This window comes from Pseudomonas sp. EL_65y_Pfl2_R96 (genome assembly GCF_963970905.1).
Taxonomy (GTDB): domain Bacteria; phylum Pseudomonadota; class Gammaproteobacteria; order Pseudomonadales; family Pseudomonadaceae; genus Aquipseudomonas.
In genome coordinates this window covers 68226-83960 of the sequence record NZ_CAXAQH010000009.1, presented here as the reverse complement: position 1 = coordinate 83960, position 15735 = coordinate 68226, and the positions used below count along the sequence as shown (strand labels likewise).

General features: G+C 60.6%; 16 protein-coding genes. 1 reads left to right on the top strand and 15 read right to left on the bottom strand.

The genetic code is table 11. The features are described 5' to 3' along the window. Positions 1-86 precede the first annotated feature (86 nt). From hemN to ccoN (AACY49_RS12175), 15 genes are all read right to left on the bottom strand, one after another. On the bottom strand, positions 87-1469 hold the full coding sequence (gene hemN, locus AACY49_RS12245; RefSeq protein ID WP_258696747.1) for an oxygen-independent coproporphyrinogen III oxidase: 1383 nt from the start codon (positions 1467-1469) through the stop codon (positions 87-89). A 200-nt stretch (positions 1470-1669) separates the two neighbouring features. Continuing rightward, positions 1670-2353 (bottom strand): sulfite exporter TauE/SafE family protein, encoded by a 684-nt coding sequence (locus tag AACY49_RS12240; RefSeq protein WP_258696746.1) that lies wholly within the window; start codon positions 2351-2353, stop codon positions 1670-1672. Then, entirely contained in the window at positions 2346-2564 is a 219-nt protein-coding gene (gene ccoS / locus AACY49_RS12235) for a cbb3-type cytochrome oxidase assembly protein CcoS (RefSeq protein ID WP_007905420.1), read from the bottom strand. Before ccoS ends, AACY49_RS12240 begins: the two co-directional genes overlap by 8 nt. 22 nt (positions 2565-2586) lie before the next feature. After that, on the bottom strand, positions 2587-5037 hold the full coding sequence (locus tag AACY49_RS12230; protein ID WP_339523958.1) for a heavy metal translocating P-type ATPase: 2451 nt from the start codon (positions 5035-5037) through the stop codon (positions 2587-2589). Between the two features lie 140 nt (positions 5038-5177). Further along, positions 5178-5717 (bottom strand): FixH family protein, encoded by a 540-nt coding sequence (locus AACY49_RS12225; protein WP_258696744.1) that lies wholly within the window; start codon positions 5715-5717, stop codon positions 5178-5180. 11 nt (positions 5718-5728) lie between these two features. Beyond that, the gene (gene ccoG / locus AACY49_RS12220) at positions 5729-7144 is read right to left on the bottom strand and encodes a cytochrome c oxidase accessory protein CcoG (RefSeq protein ID WP_258696743.1); all 1416 of its coding nucleotides are present in this window, start codon (positions 7142-7144) and stop codon (positions 5729-5731) included. Positions 7145-7532: 388 nt separating this feature from the next. Then, entirely contained in the window at positions 7533-7754 is a 222-nt protein-coding gene (locus AACY49_RS12215) for a hypothetical protein (protein ID WP_258696742.1), read from the bottom strand. 178 nt (positions 7755-7932) lie between these two features. Beyond that, positions 7933-8916, bottom strand: coding sequence for a cytochrome-c oxidase, cbb3-type subunit III (ccoP, locus tag AACY49_RS12210; protein ID WP_258696741.1), 984 nt, complete (start codon positions 8914-8916; stop codon positions 7933-7935). Beyond that, positions 8913-9098 carry a CcoQ/FixQ family Cbb3-type cytochrome c oxidase assembly chaperone gene (locus tag AACY49_RS12205; protein ID WP_003175465.1) on the bottom strand — a complete coding sequence of 62 codons (186 nt, stop codon included), beginning with the start codon at positions 9096-9098 and terminating at the stop codon, positions 8913-8915. Before AACY49_RS12205 ends, ccoP (AACY49_RS12210) begins: the two co-directional genes overlap by 4 nt. A 5-nt stretch (positions 9099-9103) precedes the next feature. Next, positions 9104-9712 carry a cytochrome-c oxidase, cbb3-type subunit II gene (gene ccoO, locus AACY49_RS12200; RefSeq protein WP_009042961.1) on the bottom strand — a complete coding sequence of 203 codons (609 nt, stop codon included), beginning with the start codon at positions 9710-9712 and terminating at the stop codon, positions 9104-9106. Next, on the bottom strand, positions 9712-11154 hold the full coding sequence (gene ccoN, locus AACY49_RS12195; RefSeq protein WP_258696740.1) for a cytochrome-c oxidase, cbb3-type subunit I: 1443 nt from the start codon (positions 11152-11154) through the stop codon (positions 9712-9714). The genes ccoO (AACY49_RS12200) and ccoN (AACY49_RS12195) overlap by 1 nt, the downstream gene beginning before the upstream one ends. Positions 11155-11636: 482 nt before the next feature. Further along, positions 11637-12590, bottom strand: a complete 954-nt coding sequence (gene ccoP / locus AACY49_RS12190; protein ID WP_258696739.1) for a cytochrome-c oxidase, cbb3-type subunit III — start codon at positions 12588-12590, stop codon at positions 11637-11639. Then, positions 12587-12793, bottom strand: coding sequence for a cbb3-type cytochrome oxidase subunit 3 (locus tag AACY49_RS12185; protein WP_258696738.1), 207 nt, complete (start codon positions 12791-12793; stop codon positions 12587-12589). Before AACY49_RS12185 ends, ccoP (AACY49_RS12190) begins: the two co-directional genes overlap by 4 nt. Positions 12794-12798: 5 nt before the next feature. After that, a complete protein-coding gene (gene ccoO / locus AACY49_RS12180; RefSeq protein WP_258696737.1) occupies positions 12799-13407 on the bottom strand; it encodes a cytochrome-c oxidase, cbb3-type subunit II in 609 nt (202 codons plus the stop codon). 10 nt (positions 13408-13417) lie between these two features. Next, positions 13418-14842, bottom strand: coding sequence for a cytochrome-c oxidase, cbb3-type subunit I (ccoN, locus tag AACY49_RS12175; protein ID WP_258696736.1), 1425 nt, complete (start codon positions 14840-14842; stop codon positions 13418-13420). Positions 14843-14937: 95 nt separating this feature from the next. Here ccoN (AACY49_RS12175) and AACY49_RS12170 point away from each other — a divergent pair, with 95 nt between their 5' ends. Then, the gene (locus AACY49_RS12170) at positions 14938-15615 is read left to right on the top strand and encodes an alpha/beta family hydrolase (protein ID WP_339523952.1); all 678 of its coding nucleotides are present in this window, start codon (positions 14938-14940) and stop codon (positions 15613-15615) included. The last annotated feature ends 120 nt before the right edge of the window (positions 15616-15735 follow it).

The window sequence follows — 15735 nt, the reverse complement described above, 5'->3', positions numbered from 1 at the left end:
TCCTTGTGGGAAAACACACATAAGCCGTAAGGGTACCCTACGGGAGGACATTCGGGCCAGCCTGCGACAATTTAGCCATAGGGGGTCTAGATAACTCGTGAAAAACGCTGGCGATTGGTGTGTTCCAGATACGCGTCGAACACCATGCACACCGAGCGCACCAGCAGCCGGCCTGCGGGGAGTACGGTGATTCGATCGTTGTTCAGCTTAATCAGCCCGTCCTCGGCCATGTCCTGCAGCTGTGGCCAAAGTTCACCGAAATAACCACGAAAATCGATATTGAAGGCCTGCTCGATTTCCGTGAATTCCAGGCTGAAATGGCAAATCAGTTGCTGAATCACTGCTCTGCGCAAGCGATCGTCAGCGTTGCACACCAGGCCACGGCTGGTGGCCAGTTGCGCAGACGCCAAAGCGTTCTGGTACTGGGTCAGGTCGCTGCTGTTCTGGCAGTACAAATCCCCGATCTGGCTGATGGCCGATACCCCCAGACCGATCAGATCACAATGACCGTGGGTGGTGTAGCCCTGGAAGTTACGTTGCAGGGTCGATTCTTCCTGAGCAATCGCCAGTTCATCGTCGGGCAGGGCGAAATGGTCCATGCCGATGTAGCGGTAACCGGCGGTTGTCAGCTGTTCGATGGTGCGCTGGAGCATTTCCAGCTTCTGCGCCGGCGCCGGTAGATCGTTGCCGTTGATTCGCCGTTGCGGCATGAAGCGTTCCGGCAGATGGGCGTAGTTGAATACCGAGAGCCGATCCGGTTGCAGGCTGATGACTTCGTCGACGGTACGGGCGAAGTTCTCGGGCGTCTGCTTCGGCAGGCCATAGATCAGATCGATGTTGATCGAGCGAAATTGCAGGGTTCGGGCGGCGTCGATCACGGCGCGGGTTTCTTCCAGGCTTTGCAGGCGATTGACCGCTCGTTGCACCGCCGGGTCGAGGTCTTGCAGGCCGATGCTGACCCGGTTGAAGCCCAGTTCCCGGAGCAGGCCCATGGTCGACCAGTCGGCCTCGCGAGGGTCGATCTCGATGCCATAGTCGCCGGAATCGTTATTCAGCAGATTGAAATGCTTGCGCAGCTGAGCCATCAACTGGCGCAGTTCGTCGTGGCTGAGAAAGGTTGGCGTGCCGCCGCCGAAATGCAGTTGCTCGACTTTCTGCGTGGGGTCGAGGTGGCAGGCGATCAGCTGGATTTCCTGTTCCAGGCGCTGCAAATAGGGCAGGGCGCGGCCGCGGTCCTTGGTGATGACTTTGTTGCAGGCGCAGTAGTAGCAGATGTTCGCGCAGAACGGCACGTGCACATACAGCGACAGCGGCCGCAGGGCCTTGCGGCTGTCGCGCAGGGCATGAAACAGATCGAAGGTGCCGACCTGGCTGTCGAATTGCACGGCGGTCGGATACGAGGTGTAGCGCGGTCCCGCCAGGTCGTAACGGCGGATCAGATCTGTGTCCCAACGAATGGCGTCGAGCATGCGGGCATTCCCCCGGATAGGCTGGCAGTGTCGGCGAGTCTAGGGGTGGCGGCGTTGAGGCATCTTGATTTGAATCAACGGTGGTTGGTGGTTGTGGTGGGTTTCTGTGGCGAGGGAGCTTGCTCCCGCTGGACTGCGCAGCAGTCCCATTTCTTGGGGTCGCTTCGCGCCCCAGCGGGAGCAAGCTCCCTCGCCACAGGTCAGTGGCCCATGAGCCAATGCTGATGCGGCCCCGGCAAGGTCCAGATACCGAACACCATCACCAGCAAGCCGCCGGTCATGCGCACACTGCGTTTGCGCAGCAGTGCCGTGACGCGCTCGGCCGCCAGCCCTGTGGCGAGCAGCACCGGCCAGGTGCCCAGCCCGAATGCCAGCATCAGCAACGCACTGTCCAGCGCATTACCCTGACTCGCCGACCACAGCAATGTGCTGTAAACCAGCCCGCACGGCAGCCAGCCCCACAGCGCGCCCAGCAGCAGGGCGCGGGGCAGGTTCGATACCGGCAGTAGCCTGTTGGCAATCGGCTGGATATGCCGCCACAGGCCGCGACCGAGGCTTTCGATGCGGGTCAGGCCGCTCCACCAGCCGGCCAGGTACAGCCCCATGGCGATCAACAGCAGCCCGGCGAGGATGCGCATGAACATTGCCGCCGGGCTATTGGCCACGGCCCAGCCGGCCAGGCCGATCAGCAGGCCGGCAGCGGCATAGCTGAGAATTCGCCCCAGGTTGTAGGCCAGCAACAATCGAAAGCGTCGGCTGCGTTGTTCCTTGGGGATCGCCAGGGTCAGCGCGCCCATCAAGCCACCGCACATGCCCAGGCAATGTCCGCCACCGAGCAGGCCGAGGATTAGCGCCGACACCAGCAGTGGCGCCAATTCAAGCATGGGGCGGCGCCTTGTCGTCCGGTTTGGCCGGATGGCCGCTGGCCTCGTCGACCGCAGCCTTGTGGTTCGGGTCCTGGTCGTCGAACAGAATGCTATGGGCCGGGCCGTCGAGGTCGTCGTACTGACCGCTATCGACCGCCCAGAAGAAGATGTAGATAGCGATGGCCACGATCAGCAGCGCGGCGGGGATCATCACGTAGAGAGCTGGCATCTGGACTCCATGCCCGTGCGGCTCAGGCCGGCAGCGGACGGGTTTCTGGCGTGGTGCCGGCAGCCGGCGCGCACGGCAGGCGAGTCAGGCGCAAGGCATTCAGCACCACGGTCAACGAACTGATGGACATGCCGACTGCGGCCCATACCGGAGTGATCCAGCCGAGGGCGGCGAACGGCAACATGAGGCCATTGTACAGCGCTGCCCACAGCAAGTTCTCGATGATGACCCGGCGGGTGCGACGAGCCAGGCTGAAGGCTTGCACCAGCGCATCGAGGCGGTTCGACAGCAGCACCGCGTCGGCACTGGTTTTCGCCAGATCGGTGGCCGAACCCATCGCCACGCTGATGTCGGCGGCGGCCAGCACCGGTACGTCGTTGACCCCGTCGCCGAGCATCAACACCTTGCGGCCTTCCTTGTGCAGCTGTTGCAGCACCTGCAATTTATCGTCCGGACGCAAGCCCCCACGGGCCTCGTCGATGCCCAATTCGGCAGCGACGCTGGCGACCATCGGCGAGCTGTCGCCGGACAGTAGCAGTGTGCGCCAGCCGCGCGCCTTGCACGCCGCCAGCAGGGCGGGTGCGTCGGCGCGTAAACGGTCGTCGAGCACGAACCACGCCAGCGGCTCTTGGCTGTCGCCGAGCAGCAGCCATTGGCCGGGCTCATCGGGCATCACCGGCACTTGAGCACCGCTGAGCTCGCAGACAAACCCCGGTTGGCCAATGCGCAGGCGTTGTAAACCGACCAACCCTTCAAGCCCCAGGCCCGGCGTACTGTGGACTTCTTCGGCGGCCAGCGGCGCGCGGCCAAACGCCCGGGCGATCGGGTGTTCGGAGCGGTTTTCCAGGGCGGCGGCGAGGCTCAGGCATTGATCACTGGCCAGGGCCCCAAGCGGGCGGATCGAACGCAAGGCCAGGCGACCTTCGGTGAGGGTGCCAGTCTTGTCGAAAATCACCGTGTCGATCTGGTTCAGGCCTTCCAGTACATGGCCGCGCGTCAGCAAAAGCCCCAGTTTGTGCAGCGTGCCGGTGGCGGCGGTGAGGGCGGTCGGCGTGGCCAGGGACAAAGCGCATGGGCAGGTGGCAACCAGCATCGCCAGGACAATCCAGAACGCTCGCGATGAGTCCAGTTCCCACCAGAGCAGGCCGATGGCGGCCACTGCGATAAGCGTCAGCAGTAAAAACCACTGCGCGGCGCGGTCGGCGATTTCCGCCAGTCGGGGCTTCTCGGCCTGGGCGCGATCCAACAGGCGGACGATGGCCGACAGGCGCGTGTCCTGACCCAGCGCCAAGACTTCCACGGTCAGTGCACCTTCAACGTTCAAGGTGCCGGCGGTGACGGCATCGCCCAGGGTTCGTGGTTGTGGCAGGTATTCGCCGGTGAGCAGGGATTCGTCGATGCTCGACTGGCCGTCGAGGATCTTGCCGTCGGCTGGCAGAGTCGCGCCGGGATGCACCAGCACCTGATCGCCCACGCGCAATTCGCTGAGCAGAATTCGCTCGCTCTGGCCGTCAGCACTCAGCCGCAGGCAGGAGGCGGGCAACAGATTGACCAGTTGTGCGGTTGCGGCGGCTGTGCGTTCCCGTGCGCGGCGTTCCAGATAGCGCCCGGCCAACAGGAACAGCGCAAACATCCCCACCGCATCGAAATACAGCTCGCCGACCCCGGTGATCGAGGTCCAGATCCCTGCGATGTAAGCACTGCCGATCGCCAGCGACACCGAAACGTCCATGGTCAGGTGACGGGTGCGCAGATCGCGCATCGCCCCTTTGAAGAACGGCGCGCAGCTGTAAAACACGATCGGGGTGGTCAGAAACAGCGCGACCCAGCGCAAGATGGTGTGCAGCTGCGGGCTGAGGTCGATGTTGAATTCCGGCCAGGTGGCCATGGTCGCCATCATCGCCTGGAACCACAGCAGCCCCGCGACCCCGAGTTGACGCAGGGCCAGGCGGTTTTCGCTGGCCAGTTGTTCGCTGGCGCGGTCGGCCTGATAAGGGTGGGCGGCGTAACCGATGTGGCGCAATTCGCTGAGCACTTGGCTCAATGGCAATTGCGCATCGGCCCAGCGTACATGCAGACGATGGTTGGACAAATTCAAGCGTGCTTCGGCCACTGCCGGGAGGCTGCGAAGATGCTTTTCGATCAACCAGCCGCAGGCGGCGCAACTGATGCCTTCCATCAACAGGGTGGTTTCGGCGAGTTCGCCTTCGTGACGAACAAAGGGTTGCTGCACATCGGCGCGATCATAGAGCTCCAGCTCATCCACCAATTGCACCGGTAATGCTTCGGGGTTGGCCGAGGCTTCGCTGCGATGCTGGTAATAGCTTTCCAGCCCACCGGCCACGATGGCCTCGGCCACCGCCTGGCAACCCGGACAACAGAACTCGCGGGTATCCCCGAGGACGGCGGCCGTGAAGCGGCTGCCGGCCGGGACGGGCAGGGCACAGTGGTAGCAGGGGGTTGGGGTACTCATGAGCTGGAATCTATATCGTCCGGGAGGGCCTCATCGCGAGCAGGCTCGCTCCCACATTTGATCTATGCCGTGCACAAAATGCATGTACACCGCAGATCTACTGTGGGAGCGAGCCTGCTCGCGATGCGCGAAGCGCGACTTTATTTTTTCAGGTCTTCCGCGCCTTGCAACGGCTCATCACCGAGCAGCAGATCCTTGGCATGGCTGACCTGTTCTTCCTCGAACATGCGCCAGATCTTGTCATCCTGCACGCCCAGTAATTCGACGAAACGGCGGCCTTCAACCTTGTCGCTCAACTGGCCGATGTAGCGGCCCTGTTCGGTTTCGCTGCGGGCCAGGGTGATCTTGCGATCTTTCTCCGGCTGGGTGGGTGAAATCAGGTTCAGCTCAAGGGTTTTGGGCTGGCTGTTGCCGCTCAGGCGCAGATCGACTTCGCCGGTCACGTCATCCAGGTGCACGCTGGCACGCAGTTGCAGGGTCTGGGCCAGCAGTTCACGGTCCAGGGAGCGGTTGATGCCTTTGCCGGCCTCGTAATAGTTATCGTTGACCAGGTTGTCCGGGTTGTTCACCGCGATGATCACCATCGACAGGGTCAAGGTCACCGAGCAGGCCAGGATGGCGATGATGATCCACGGCCAAAGGTGCTTGTACCAGGGGCTTGCGGCAGTTGCTGCGGGCATGATCATTTCTCTCAACGAATTTGTGGGCCGATGAATCGGCTCTTGGCTTCAACGTGGACGTTGGCGTCGTCGGCATCCTTGAGGATGAATTTCACCTCGTTGGTGCTCGACGGCAGTTGCTCCGGCGCACTGGACAACTCGACCGGCTGGCTGAAAATTTCCCCGGCGGCGACTTTGATCTCACGCTTGCCTTGCAGCTTGAGGTCCGGCAGGCCGGTGGCTTCCAGCACGTACGTGTGGTCGCGCTGGTCCTTGTTCATGATCTTCAGGCTGTAGACGTTTTCGATCCGGCCTTCGGCATTCTCGCGATACAACACGCGGTCTTTGCTGACATCGAAACCGACCAGCGAGCGCATGAAGAACGCGGTCACCAGCAACGCGATCATGGTCAGCAACACCAGGGCATAGCCGATCAGGCGCGGGCGCAGTTTATGGGTTTTTTGCCCCGACAGGTTGTGCTCGGTGGTGTAGCTGATCAGGCCGCGCGGGTAATCCATCTTGTCCATGATGCTGTCGCAGGCATCGATGCACGCCGCGCAGCCGATGCATTCGATTTGCAGGCCGTCGCGGATGTCGATGCCGGTGGGGCAGACCTGGACGCACATGGTGCAGTCGATGCAATCGCCCAGGCCCTGAGCCTTGTAGTCGATGCCTTTCTTGCGCGGGCCACGGCTCTCGCCACGACGCGGGTCGTAGGAGACGATCAGCGTGTCCTTGTCGAACATCACACTCTGGAAGCGTGCGTACGGGCACATGTAAATGCACACCTGCTCGCGCAACCAACCGGCGTTGCCGTAAGTGGCGAGGGTGAAGAAACCGACCCAGAAATACGACCAGCCATCGGCTTCGCCTGTGAAGAAGTCGATCACCAGTTCGCGAATCGGCGAGAAGTAGCCGACGAAGGTCATGCCGGTCACGAAACCGATCAGCAGCCACATCGTGTGCTTGCTGAATTTGCGCAGGAATTTGTTGGCGCTCATCGGCGCCTTGTCGAGCTTGATGCGCTGGTTGCGGTCGCCTTCGGTGACCTTTTCGCACCACATGAAGATCCAGGTCCAGACGCTTTGCGGGCAGGTGTAGCCGCACCAGACACGACCGGCATACACGGTAATGAAGAACAGGCCAAAGGCACTGATGATCAGAATGCCCGAGAGCAGGATGAAATCCTGAGGCCAGAAGGTCGCGCCAAAAATGAAGAATTTACGTTCTGGCAGGTTCCACCAGACGGCTTGATGAGCGCCCCAGTTCAGCCACACCGTGCCGAAATACAGCAGAAACAGCGCGGCACCACCCATCATCCGCAGGTTGCGAAACAGGCCGGTGAAGGCGCGGGTGTAGATCTTTTCTCGAGAGGCGTAGAGGTCGACGCTGTTGTTCGCGTTCTTGGCAGGCGGAGTGACGTCGTGTACCGGAATCTGATTGCTCATCATTGCATCCCACGGCAGTGGAAAAATGCCCCGGTCAGTACGTGCCAACCGCGGTCAAAAAGAGGTGTTGCAGTGGCGCAATGATACGCCTGTCGCTCTGGCACAAGGGTGCGACCTTTGGTCACGTTGGTGGAAATCAACTGACAGTGTAGTGACTTGAATCAATTGACTTGTGAATTATGGTCGGTTTTGAAGGGGCGGCGAGCTCATTTGGCCCATGGATTGATCAGTGCAGCACCGCTGGACTGAAAATCGCTCACCCCTGCTTGTGGTCACCCGCTTCGGAGATCACGACCTTTAACGCTGTCGGCTTGCACGAAAACGGCCCCATCAGATGAGGGGGCCGTTTTTGTGGCTTCGGTCACTGTTTGGTGGTCGGTGCCGGGAATCAGGGCAGCCTGCCACCTCCCAGGTTATCCAGACCACTGCCGTTACCACGTTTTTTATCTACGCCATTGGCGTCATCTACGTCAGTTATGTGGGTGAAAGACCTGATTCGAGCATTTTGCGCGCTCGCACCTGTCGTTGAGTCTTCAGGTTCAACGTCTACAGCGTCTTGAAGCGCTGGTTCAAAGTCGTCATGCATAGTGTTGTCGTCATTCTTTGACATGTAGTTCTTCCATGTAAGTTGGCCCTGACGTTGGTTATCGGGGTGGGAATGAACGCTATAGGGCACTGAAGTTCGAGTCTATTGAGCATTTGTCTCAAGTCATGAGCACATTGCCGAGACAAAAAAAGCCCCGCCGATTTTCATGGGCGGGGCCGTTTTATTGCATCAAACGCGTGTCTTACTGGGCATCCGCCGCCGAAGCCTTCTCACCGTGAGACAGGCTGTAGACATAAGCGGCCAGCAGGTGAACCTTGTCGTTGCCTTGCAGCTGTTCTTGCGCAGGCATCTGGCCCTGACGGCCGTAACGGATGGTCTGCTGCAGTTGAGCGAAGCTCGAACCGTAGATGAACGCCGCCGGGTGGGTCAGGTTGGGGGCGCCCATGGCTGGGGTGCCTTTGCCTTCCGGACCGTGGCACGCCACGCAGTTGGCAGCGAACAGCTTCTGGCCGGCAACCGGGTCAGCCTTGGCGCCTTCCGGCAGCTTGCGGCCATCGAGGGTGGTCAGCACGTAAGCGGCAACGTCGCTCACGCCTTGTTCGCCGATCACTTCAGCCCAGGCTGGCATCACGGCGTGACGACCGCCCATGATAGTGGTCTTGATGGTTTGTGCTTCGCCGCCCCAGCGCCAGTCGGCGTCGGTCAGGTTCGGGAAACCGTAGGCGCCTTTGGCGTCGGAACCGTGGCAGACCGAGCAGTTGGAGGCGAACAGGCGGCCACCCATCTTCAGGGCTTGCGGGTCTTTTGCCACGTCTTCGATCGGCATGGAAGCGAACTTGGCGAAGATCGGGCCGAATTTGGCGTCCGACCTGAGCATTTCCTTTTCCCACTCGTGGACGCCGGTCCAGCCGGTCTGGCCGTTGGCGAACGCGGTCTGCTTGTCGTTATCGAGGTAGTTATAACCCGGCAGCAGGCCTTTCCAGTTACCCAGGCCCGGATACAGGACCAGGTAGCCCAAGGCGAAGATGATGGTGCCTACGAACAGCATGAACCACCATTTCGGCAGTGGGTTGTCGTACTCCTCGATCCCGTCGAAGGAGTGGCCGACCGTCTCGTCGGTCTGCTCGGCGCGCTGACCTTTGCGGGTGGACAGCAGCAGCCAGGTCAGGGCGAAGATGGTGCCGAGACTGAGGACTGTGACGTACAGACTCCAGAACGTAGTCATTCTTTGTTACTCCTAGAAGCTTGCTCGACGTGCTTGATGGCTTCGGGATCATCCGCGAAAGGCAGCAAGGTCGCGTCTTCAAACTCCGACTTGCGCTTGGGGCTGAACACCCACAACGCCAGACCGATGAAGGCCACCATCACAACAACGGTGCCCAGGCCACGAATCATCCCGATATCCATCTAAATCACCGTTTGCTTTTGATGATGGTGCCCAGGCCTTGCAGATAGGCCACCAGCGCGTCCATTTCGGTTTTGCCCTTCACAGCATCCTTGGCGCCGGCGATGTCTTCGTCGGTGTAAGGGACGCCGAGCGTGCGCAAGACTTCCATTTTCTTGGCGGTGTCTTTGCCGTCGAGCTTGTTTTCCACGAGGAACGGGTAGGCCGGCATTTTCGACTCAGGCACTACGTTGCGCGGGTTGTACAAGTGCGCACGCTGCCAGTCATCGGAGTAACGACCGCCGACACGGGCCAGGTCCGGACCGGTGCGCTTGGAACCCCACAGGAACGGGTGGTCCCAAACGCTTTCACCGGCGACCGAGTAGTGGCCGTAACGTTCGGTTTCAGCACGGAACGGGCGGATCATCTGCGAGTGGCAGCCGACACAACCGTTGGCGATGTACACGTCGCGGCCTTCCAGCTCAAGGGCGGTGCGAGGCTTCATGCCCTCGACCGGCTTGTTGGTGACGTCCTGGAAAAACAGCGGAACGATTTGGGTCAGGCCGCCGATGCTGACGGCGATAACCATGAAGAAGGCCAGCAGGCCAATGTTCTTCTCGACTGCTTCATGCTTCATCAGTGAGCTCCAACTACAGCAATCTTGGCGGCGGCTTCGGCTTCAACCGGGTCCGAGGCACGAACGGTACGGAACACGTTGTAGGCCATGAACAGCATGCCGCTGGCAAAGAACGCACCGCCCAGGGCGCGAACGATGAAACCAGGGTGGCTGGCTTGCAACGCTTCGACGAACGAGTAGGTGAGGGTGCCGTCGTCGTTGATTGCACGCCACATCAGGCCTTGGGTGATGCCGTTGACCCACATCGACGCGATGTACAGAACGGTACCGATGGTCGCGAGCCAGAAGTGCGTGTTGATCAGGCCGATGCTGTGCATCTGCGCGCGACCGAACAGTTTCGGGATCATGTGGTAGATCGCGCCGATCGAGATCATCGCTACCCAGCCGAGCGCGCCGGCGTGAACGTGGCCGATGGTCCAGTCGGTGTAGTGCGACAGCGAGTTGACGGTCTTGATGGCCATCATCGGGCCTTCGAAGGTCGACATGCCGTAGAACGCCAGCGATACCACGAGGAAACGCAGGATCGGGTCGGTGCGCAGCTTATGCCAGGCGCCCGACAGGGTCATCATGCCGTTGATCATGCCGCCCCAGCTTGGTGCCAGCAGGATGATCGACATCGCCATGCCCAGGGACTGAGCCCAGTCCGGCAGTGCGGTGTAGTGCAGGTGGTGGGGGCCTGCCCAGATGTACAGGGTGATCAGCGCCCAGAAGTGCACGATCGACAGGCGATAGGAGTAGATCGGACGCTCGGCCTGTTTCGGCACGAAGTAGTACATCATCCCCAGGAAGCCGGTGGTCAGGAAGAAGCCCACGGCGTTGTGGCCGTACCACCACTGGATCATCGCGTCCGTCGCGCCCGAGTAGGCCGAGTAGGACTTGAACAGGCTGACCGGCAGCGACATGTGGTTGACGATGTGCAGCATCGCGGTCACGACGATGAAAGCACCGTAGAACCAGTTACCGACATAAATGTGCTTGGTCTTGCGCTTGACGATGGTGCCGAAGAACACCAGACCGTAGGTGACCCAGACGATGGCCAGCAGAATAGCCAGAGGCCATTCCAGTTCCGCGTATTCCTTGGTGGTGGTGTAACCCAGCGGCAAGGTAACGATCGCGCCGACGATCACCGCTTGCCAACCCCAGAAGGTGAAGGCCGCGAGGCTGTCGGAAATCAGTCGCGTTTGGCAGGTTCGCTGCACGACGTAATAGGAAGTGGCAAACAGGGCACAACCACCGAAGGCGAAAATCACCAGGTTGGTGTGCAACGGGCGTAAGCGTCCAAAAGTCGTCCACGGCAGACCGAAGTTCAATTCCGGCCATACGAGCTGTGAGGCGATGAAGACACCAAGCCCCATGCCAAGGATCCCCCAGACCACCGTCATGATGGCGAACTGGCGGACTACCTTATAGTTATAAGCAGTCGGACTGATTGCTGTGCTCATTCTAAGGTTCCACGGTTTGGGTGTTTTATTAGGAGTAAAAATCGGCCGCAAGTATGTAGAAAGCGGGGGGTCATTGCAACGCGCCATGACCTGGGTCAATGCTTTCAAAAGCTGATTCTGCGGCCTTTCCATGCGCCGCGTAAGGACAAAATTGCCCTCTGACAAAATGTCGCAGCGGATGAAAAAAGCGAAGGGGTCAGGTCAGATGTAACGGTGTGTGTTCAAACGCAAAGATCGAGGGACAGACGGCAATGTGCGCGACAGCCGGTATCTACCAGCCTTTGCGGCCTGTCATCGAGCAGAATCGTCGAACACATCGGGTAAAATCGACCTGGAACCGACTCATGCCAGTCCGCACCGAGGAAGCTTAGACCCGAATCTGGTGAACCGAAAGGAAGGGGAATGGGAGGGTGCGACAATGGGTCGCAAAGAGGCAGGGAACTGCCGCATTCCGCAGAATGCGGCAGTAGAGCGGTCAAAAATTATTCGCTTTTGCCTTGTGCCTGCAAACGCTCGGTGCTGACTCCGTGGGACAAGCTGTACACGTAAGCGGCCAGCAATTGCACTTTGTCGTTGCCCAGCAGTTCGTTTTGCGCTGGCATATGGCCCTGGCGGCCATGGCGAATAGTCTGTTGCAGTTGCGCCAGGCTAGTACCGTAGATAAAACCGGCCGGGTGCGTCAGATTCGGCGCGCCCATGGCTTCAGTGCCCTGGCCGTTTGCCCCATGACAGGCTACGCAGGTGGTGCTGAACACTTGCTGTCCGGCTTGCAGATCGGCGGTGCTGCCTTCCGGCAAGGGCAGGCCGGCCAGTTCGTGACGCACATACGCCGCGACGTTTTTCACGCCCGCGTCCCCGAGGATTTCACCCCACGCCGGCATCGCAGCCATGCGACCGCCCATGATCGTGGTTTTGATCGTCTCGGCGCCCCCGCCCCAGCGCCAATCGCTGTCCGCCAGGTTGGGGAAGCCGAACGCGCCCTTGGCATCCGAGCCGTGGCACACCGAGCAATTGGACGCAAACAGACGACCGCCCATTTTCAGCGCTTGCGGGTCTTTGGCAACTTCTTCCACGGGCATGGCCGCAAACCTGGCAAAGATCGGTCCGAACTTCGCGTCAGCCTTGTTCATCTCTTTTTCCCACTCGTGGACGCCAGTCCAGCCGTCCTCGTAACCCGGCAGGATGCCTTTCCAGTTGCCCAGGCCCGGGTAAAGGATCAAGTAGCCCACGGCGAACACCAGCGTGCCGGCGAACAGCATGAACCACCACTGCGGCAGCGGGTTGTCGTATTCCTCGATGCCGTCGAAACTGTGGCCCATGGTCTGGTCGGTGCTGCCCTTGGTTTCCCCTCGGCGCGTGCCGATCAGCAGCCAGGTCAGGCCGATCAGGCTGCCGATGGTCAGTACGCAGATCCACGTACTCCAGAAGGTGGTCATGGCCGGGTACTCCTTGTTGTTGCAGGTTCTTGGGTGGTGGCGTTGCCTTGTTGCGGTTCGTCGGCGAACGGCAGCAGGCGCGCTTCGGCGAATGCCGGATCGCGCTTGCCGTTGAACACCCACAGCGTCAGGCCGACGAAGGCCACGAACACCACGACCGTGCCCAGGCCGCGGATCATTCCACTGCTCATTTCAAAGACCATGGGGCTCACCTCTTGCTCTTGATGGCAGTGCCGAGCACTTGAAGGTAGGCAACCAGCGCGTCCATTTCGGTCTTGCCCTTGAGCGACTCGACACTGCCTGCGATGTCCTCATCGGTGTACGGCACGCCGAGAGTACGCATGGCGCGGAGCTTGGTTTCGGTGTGGCTGCTGTCGACCGGATTGGCCACCAGCCACGGGTAGGCCGGCATCTTCGACTCCGGCACCACGTTGCGCGGGTTGTACAAGTGCGCGCGATGCCAGTCTTCGGAGTAGCGACCGCCCACTCGCGCCAAATCAGGTCCGGTTCGTTTCGAACCCCAAAGGAACGGGTGATCCCACACACTTTCCCCGGCCACCGAGTAGTGGCCATAGCGCTCGGTTTCGGCACGGAACGGGCGGATCATCTGCGAATGGCAACCGACGCAGCCTTCGCGGATGTAAATGTCGCGACCTTCCAGTTGCAACGCGGTGTAGGGCTTCATGCCTTCCACCGGTTTGTTGGTCACGTCCTGAAAGAACAGCGGGACGATCTGGGTCAGGCCGCCGATGCTCACGGCCAGCACCATCAGCAACAGCAGCAGGCCGACGTTTTTCTCGATTGTTTCGTGTTTCATGGCGGACTCCTCAGGCGATCTGCGCAGCAGCGGCGGCTTCGGCAGGCTGTGAGGCCCGCACGGTGCGCCAGGTGTTGTAAGCCATCAGGAACATGCCACTGAGGAAGATCGCACCGCCCACCAGCCGTACGACGAAGCCTGGGTGGCTGGCCACCAGGGTTTCGACGAAGGAATAGGTCAGCGTGCCGTCCTCGTTGACGGCGCGCCACATCAGGCCCTGGGCGATGCCGTTGACCCACATCGAGGCGATGTACAGCACGGTGCCGATGGTCGCCAGCCAGAAGTGCGCATTGATCAGGCCGGTGCTGTGCATCTGCTCGCGGCCGAAGACTTTCGGGATCATGTGGTACAGCGCGCCGATGGAAATCATCGCCACCCAGCCGAGCGCGCCGGCGTGAACGTGGCCGATGGTCCAGTCGGTGTAGTGGGAGAGGGCGTTGACCGTTTTGATCGCCATCATCGGCCCTTCGAAGGTCGACATGCCGTAGAACGCCAGGGAGACCACGAGGAAACGCAGGATCGGGTCGCTGCGCAACTTATGCCAGGCCCCCGACAGGGTCATCATGCCGTTGATCATCCCGCCCCAGCTCGGCGCCAGCAGGATCAGCGACATCACCATGCCCAGCGACTGCGCCCAGTCCGGCAGTGCGGTGTAATGCAAGTGGTGGGGGCCGGCCCAGATGTACAGGGTGATCAGCGCCCAGAAGTGCACGATGGACAGGCGATAGGAATACACCGGACGCTCGGCCTGTTTCGGCACGAAGTAGTACATCATCCCGAGAAAACCGGCGGTGAGGAAAAAGCCTACGGCGTTGTGTCCGTACCACCACTGCACCATGGCATCGGTCGCACCGGCGTACACCGAGTAGGACTTGGTGAGGCTCACCGGCAATTCCAGGTTGTTGACGATGTGCAGGATCGCCACGGTGATGATGAACGCACCGAAGAACCAGTTACCGACATAGATGTGTTTGGTCTTGCGCTGCATGATCGTGCCGAAAAACACGATGGCATAGGCCACCCAGACGATGGTGATCAGGATGTCGATCGGCCATTCCAGTTCGGCGTATTCCTTGGAACTGGTGTAACCGAGCGGCAGGCTGATGGCCGCCAGCAGGATCACCAGTTGCCAGCCCCAGAAGCAGAACGCGGCGATTTTCGGCGCAAACAAACGGGCTTGGCAGGTGCGTTGCACCGAATAGAAAGAACTGGCGAACAAGGCGCAGCCGCCGAAGGCGAAGATCACCGCGTTGGTGTGCAGCGGACGCAACCGCCCGAAGCTGGTCCATGGCAGATTGAAGTTGAGTTCAGGCCAGACCAACTGGGCGGCGAGAAAAACCCCGAGCCCCATGCCGACGATGCCCCATACCACCGTCATAATGGCGAATTGGCGGACCACCTTGTAGTTGTAGGCGGTACTGATAGAAGTGTTCATGGTTCCCCATCCACGGTTCAGTCGAAGTGAGAGCGTTTGCGCAAGGCAACGCTCCCTTCGCCTGGAGTTATAGGCAGACTAAAAGCGAGGCAAGCATGGACAAACAGCACAAGGCCAGTATTGACGGGGATCAATGGGCGCAGTGCGTGCGGGATCATGGATGGTTGTGGAATGCGGCCTCGGCGCCGGCTTCGGCGACACTGATTCTCGCTCATGGCGCCGGTGCGCCGATGGACAGTGGCTGGATGAGCGACATGGCTGTGCGCCTTGCTGCACATGGGGTCAATGTGTTGCGTTTCGAGTTTCCGTACATGGCCCAGCGCCGTGCCGATGGCGGCAAGCGCCCGCCGAACCCGGCGCCGAAATTGCTGGAGTGCTGGCGCGAGGTGTATGCCTTGGTGCGACGCCATGTCACTGGGCGTGTGGCCATTGGCGGCAAGTCCATGGGCGGGCGGATGGCCAGTCTTTTAGCCGATGAGCTGGAAGCGGATGCGCTGGTGTGTCTCGGTTATCCGTTTTATGCGGTGGGCAAACCGGAGAAGCCGCGGGTCGAGCATTTGGCGGCTCTGAAAACCCGGACGTTGATCGTGCAGGGGGAGAGGGATGCGTTGGGTAATCGTGAAGCCGTGGAGGCTTACGCATTGGCCCCGGCTATCGAGGTGTTCTGGCTGACGGCAGGGGACCATGATTTGAAGCCGTTGAAGGCTTCGGGGTTTACCCATGAGCAGCATTTGGCGGCTGCGGCGAGGAAGGTTGCGGAATTTCTACAGTAAGATTTGCAGTGCCTGCCGGGGCCTCATCGCGGGCAAGCCCGCTCCCACAGTGACTGGCGGTGTCGCTCGATTTTTATGATCAATACAAAACCCTGTGGGAGCGGGCTTGCCCGCGAAGGG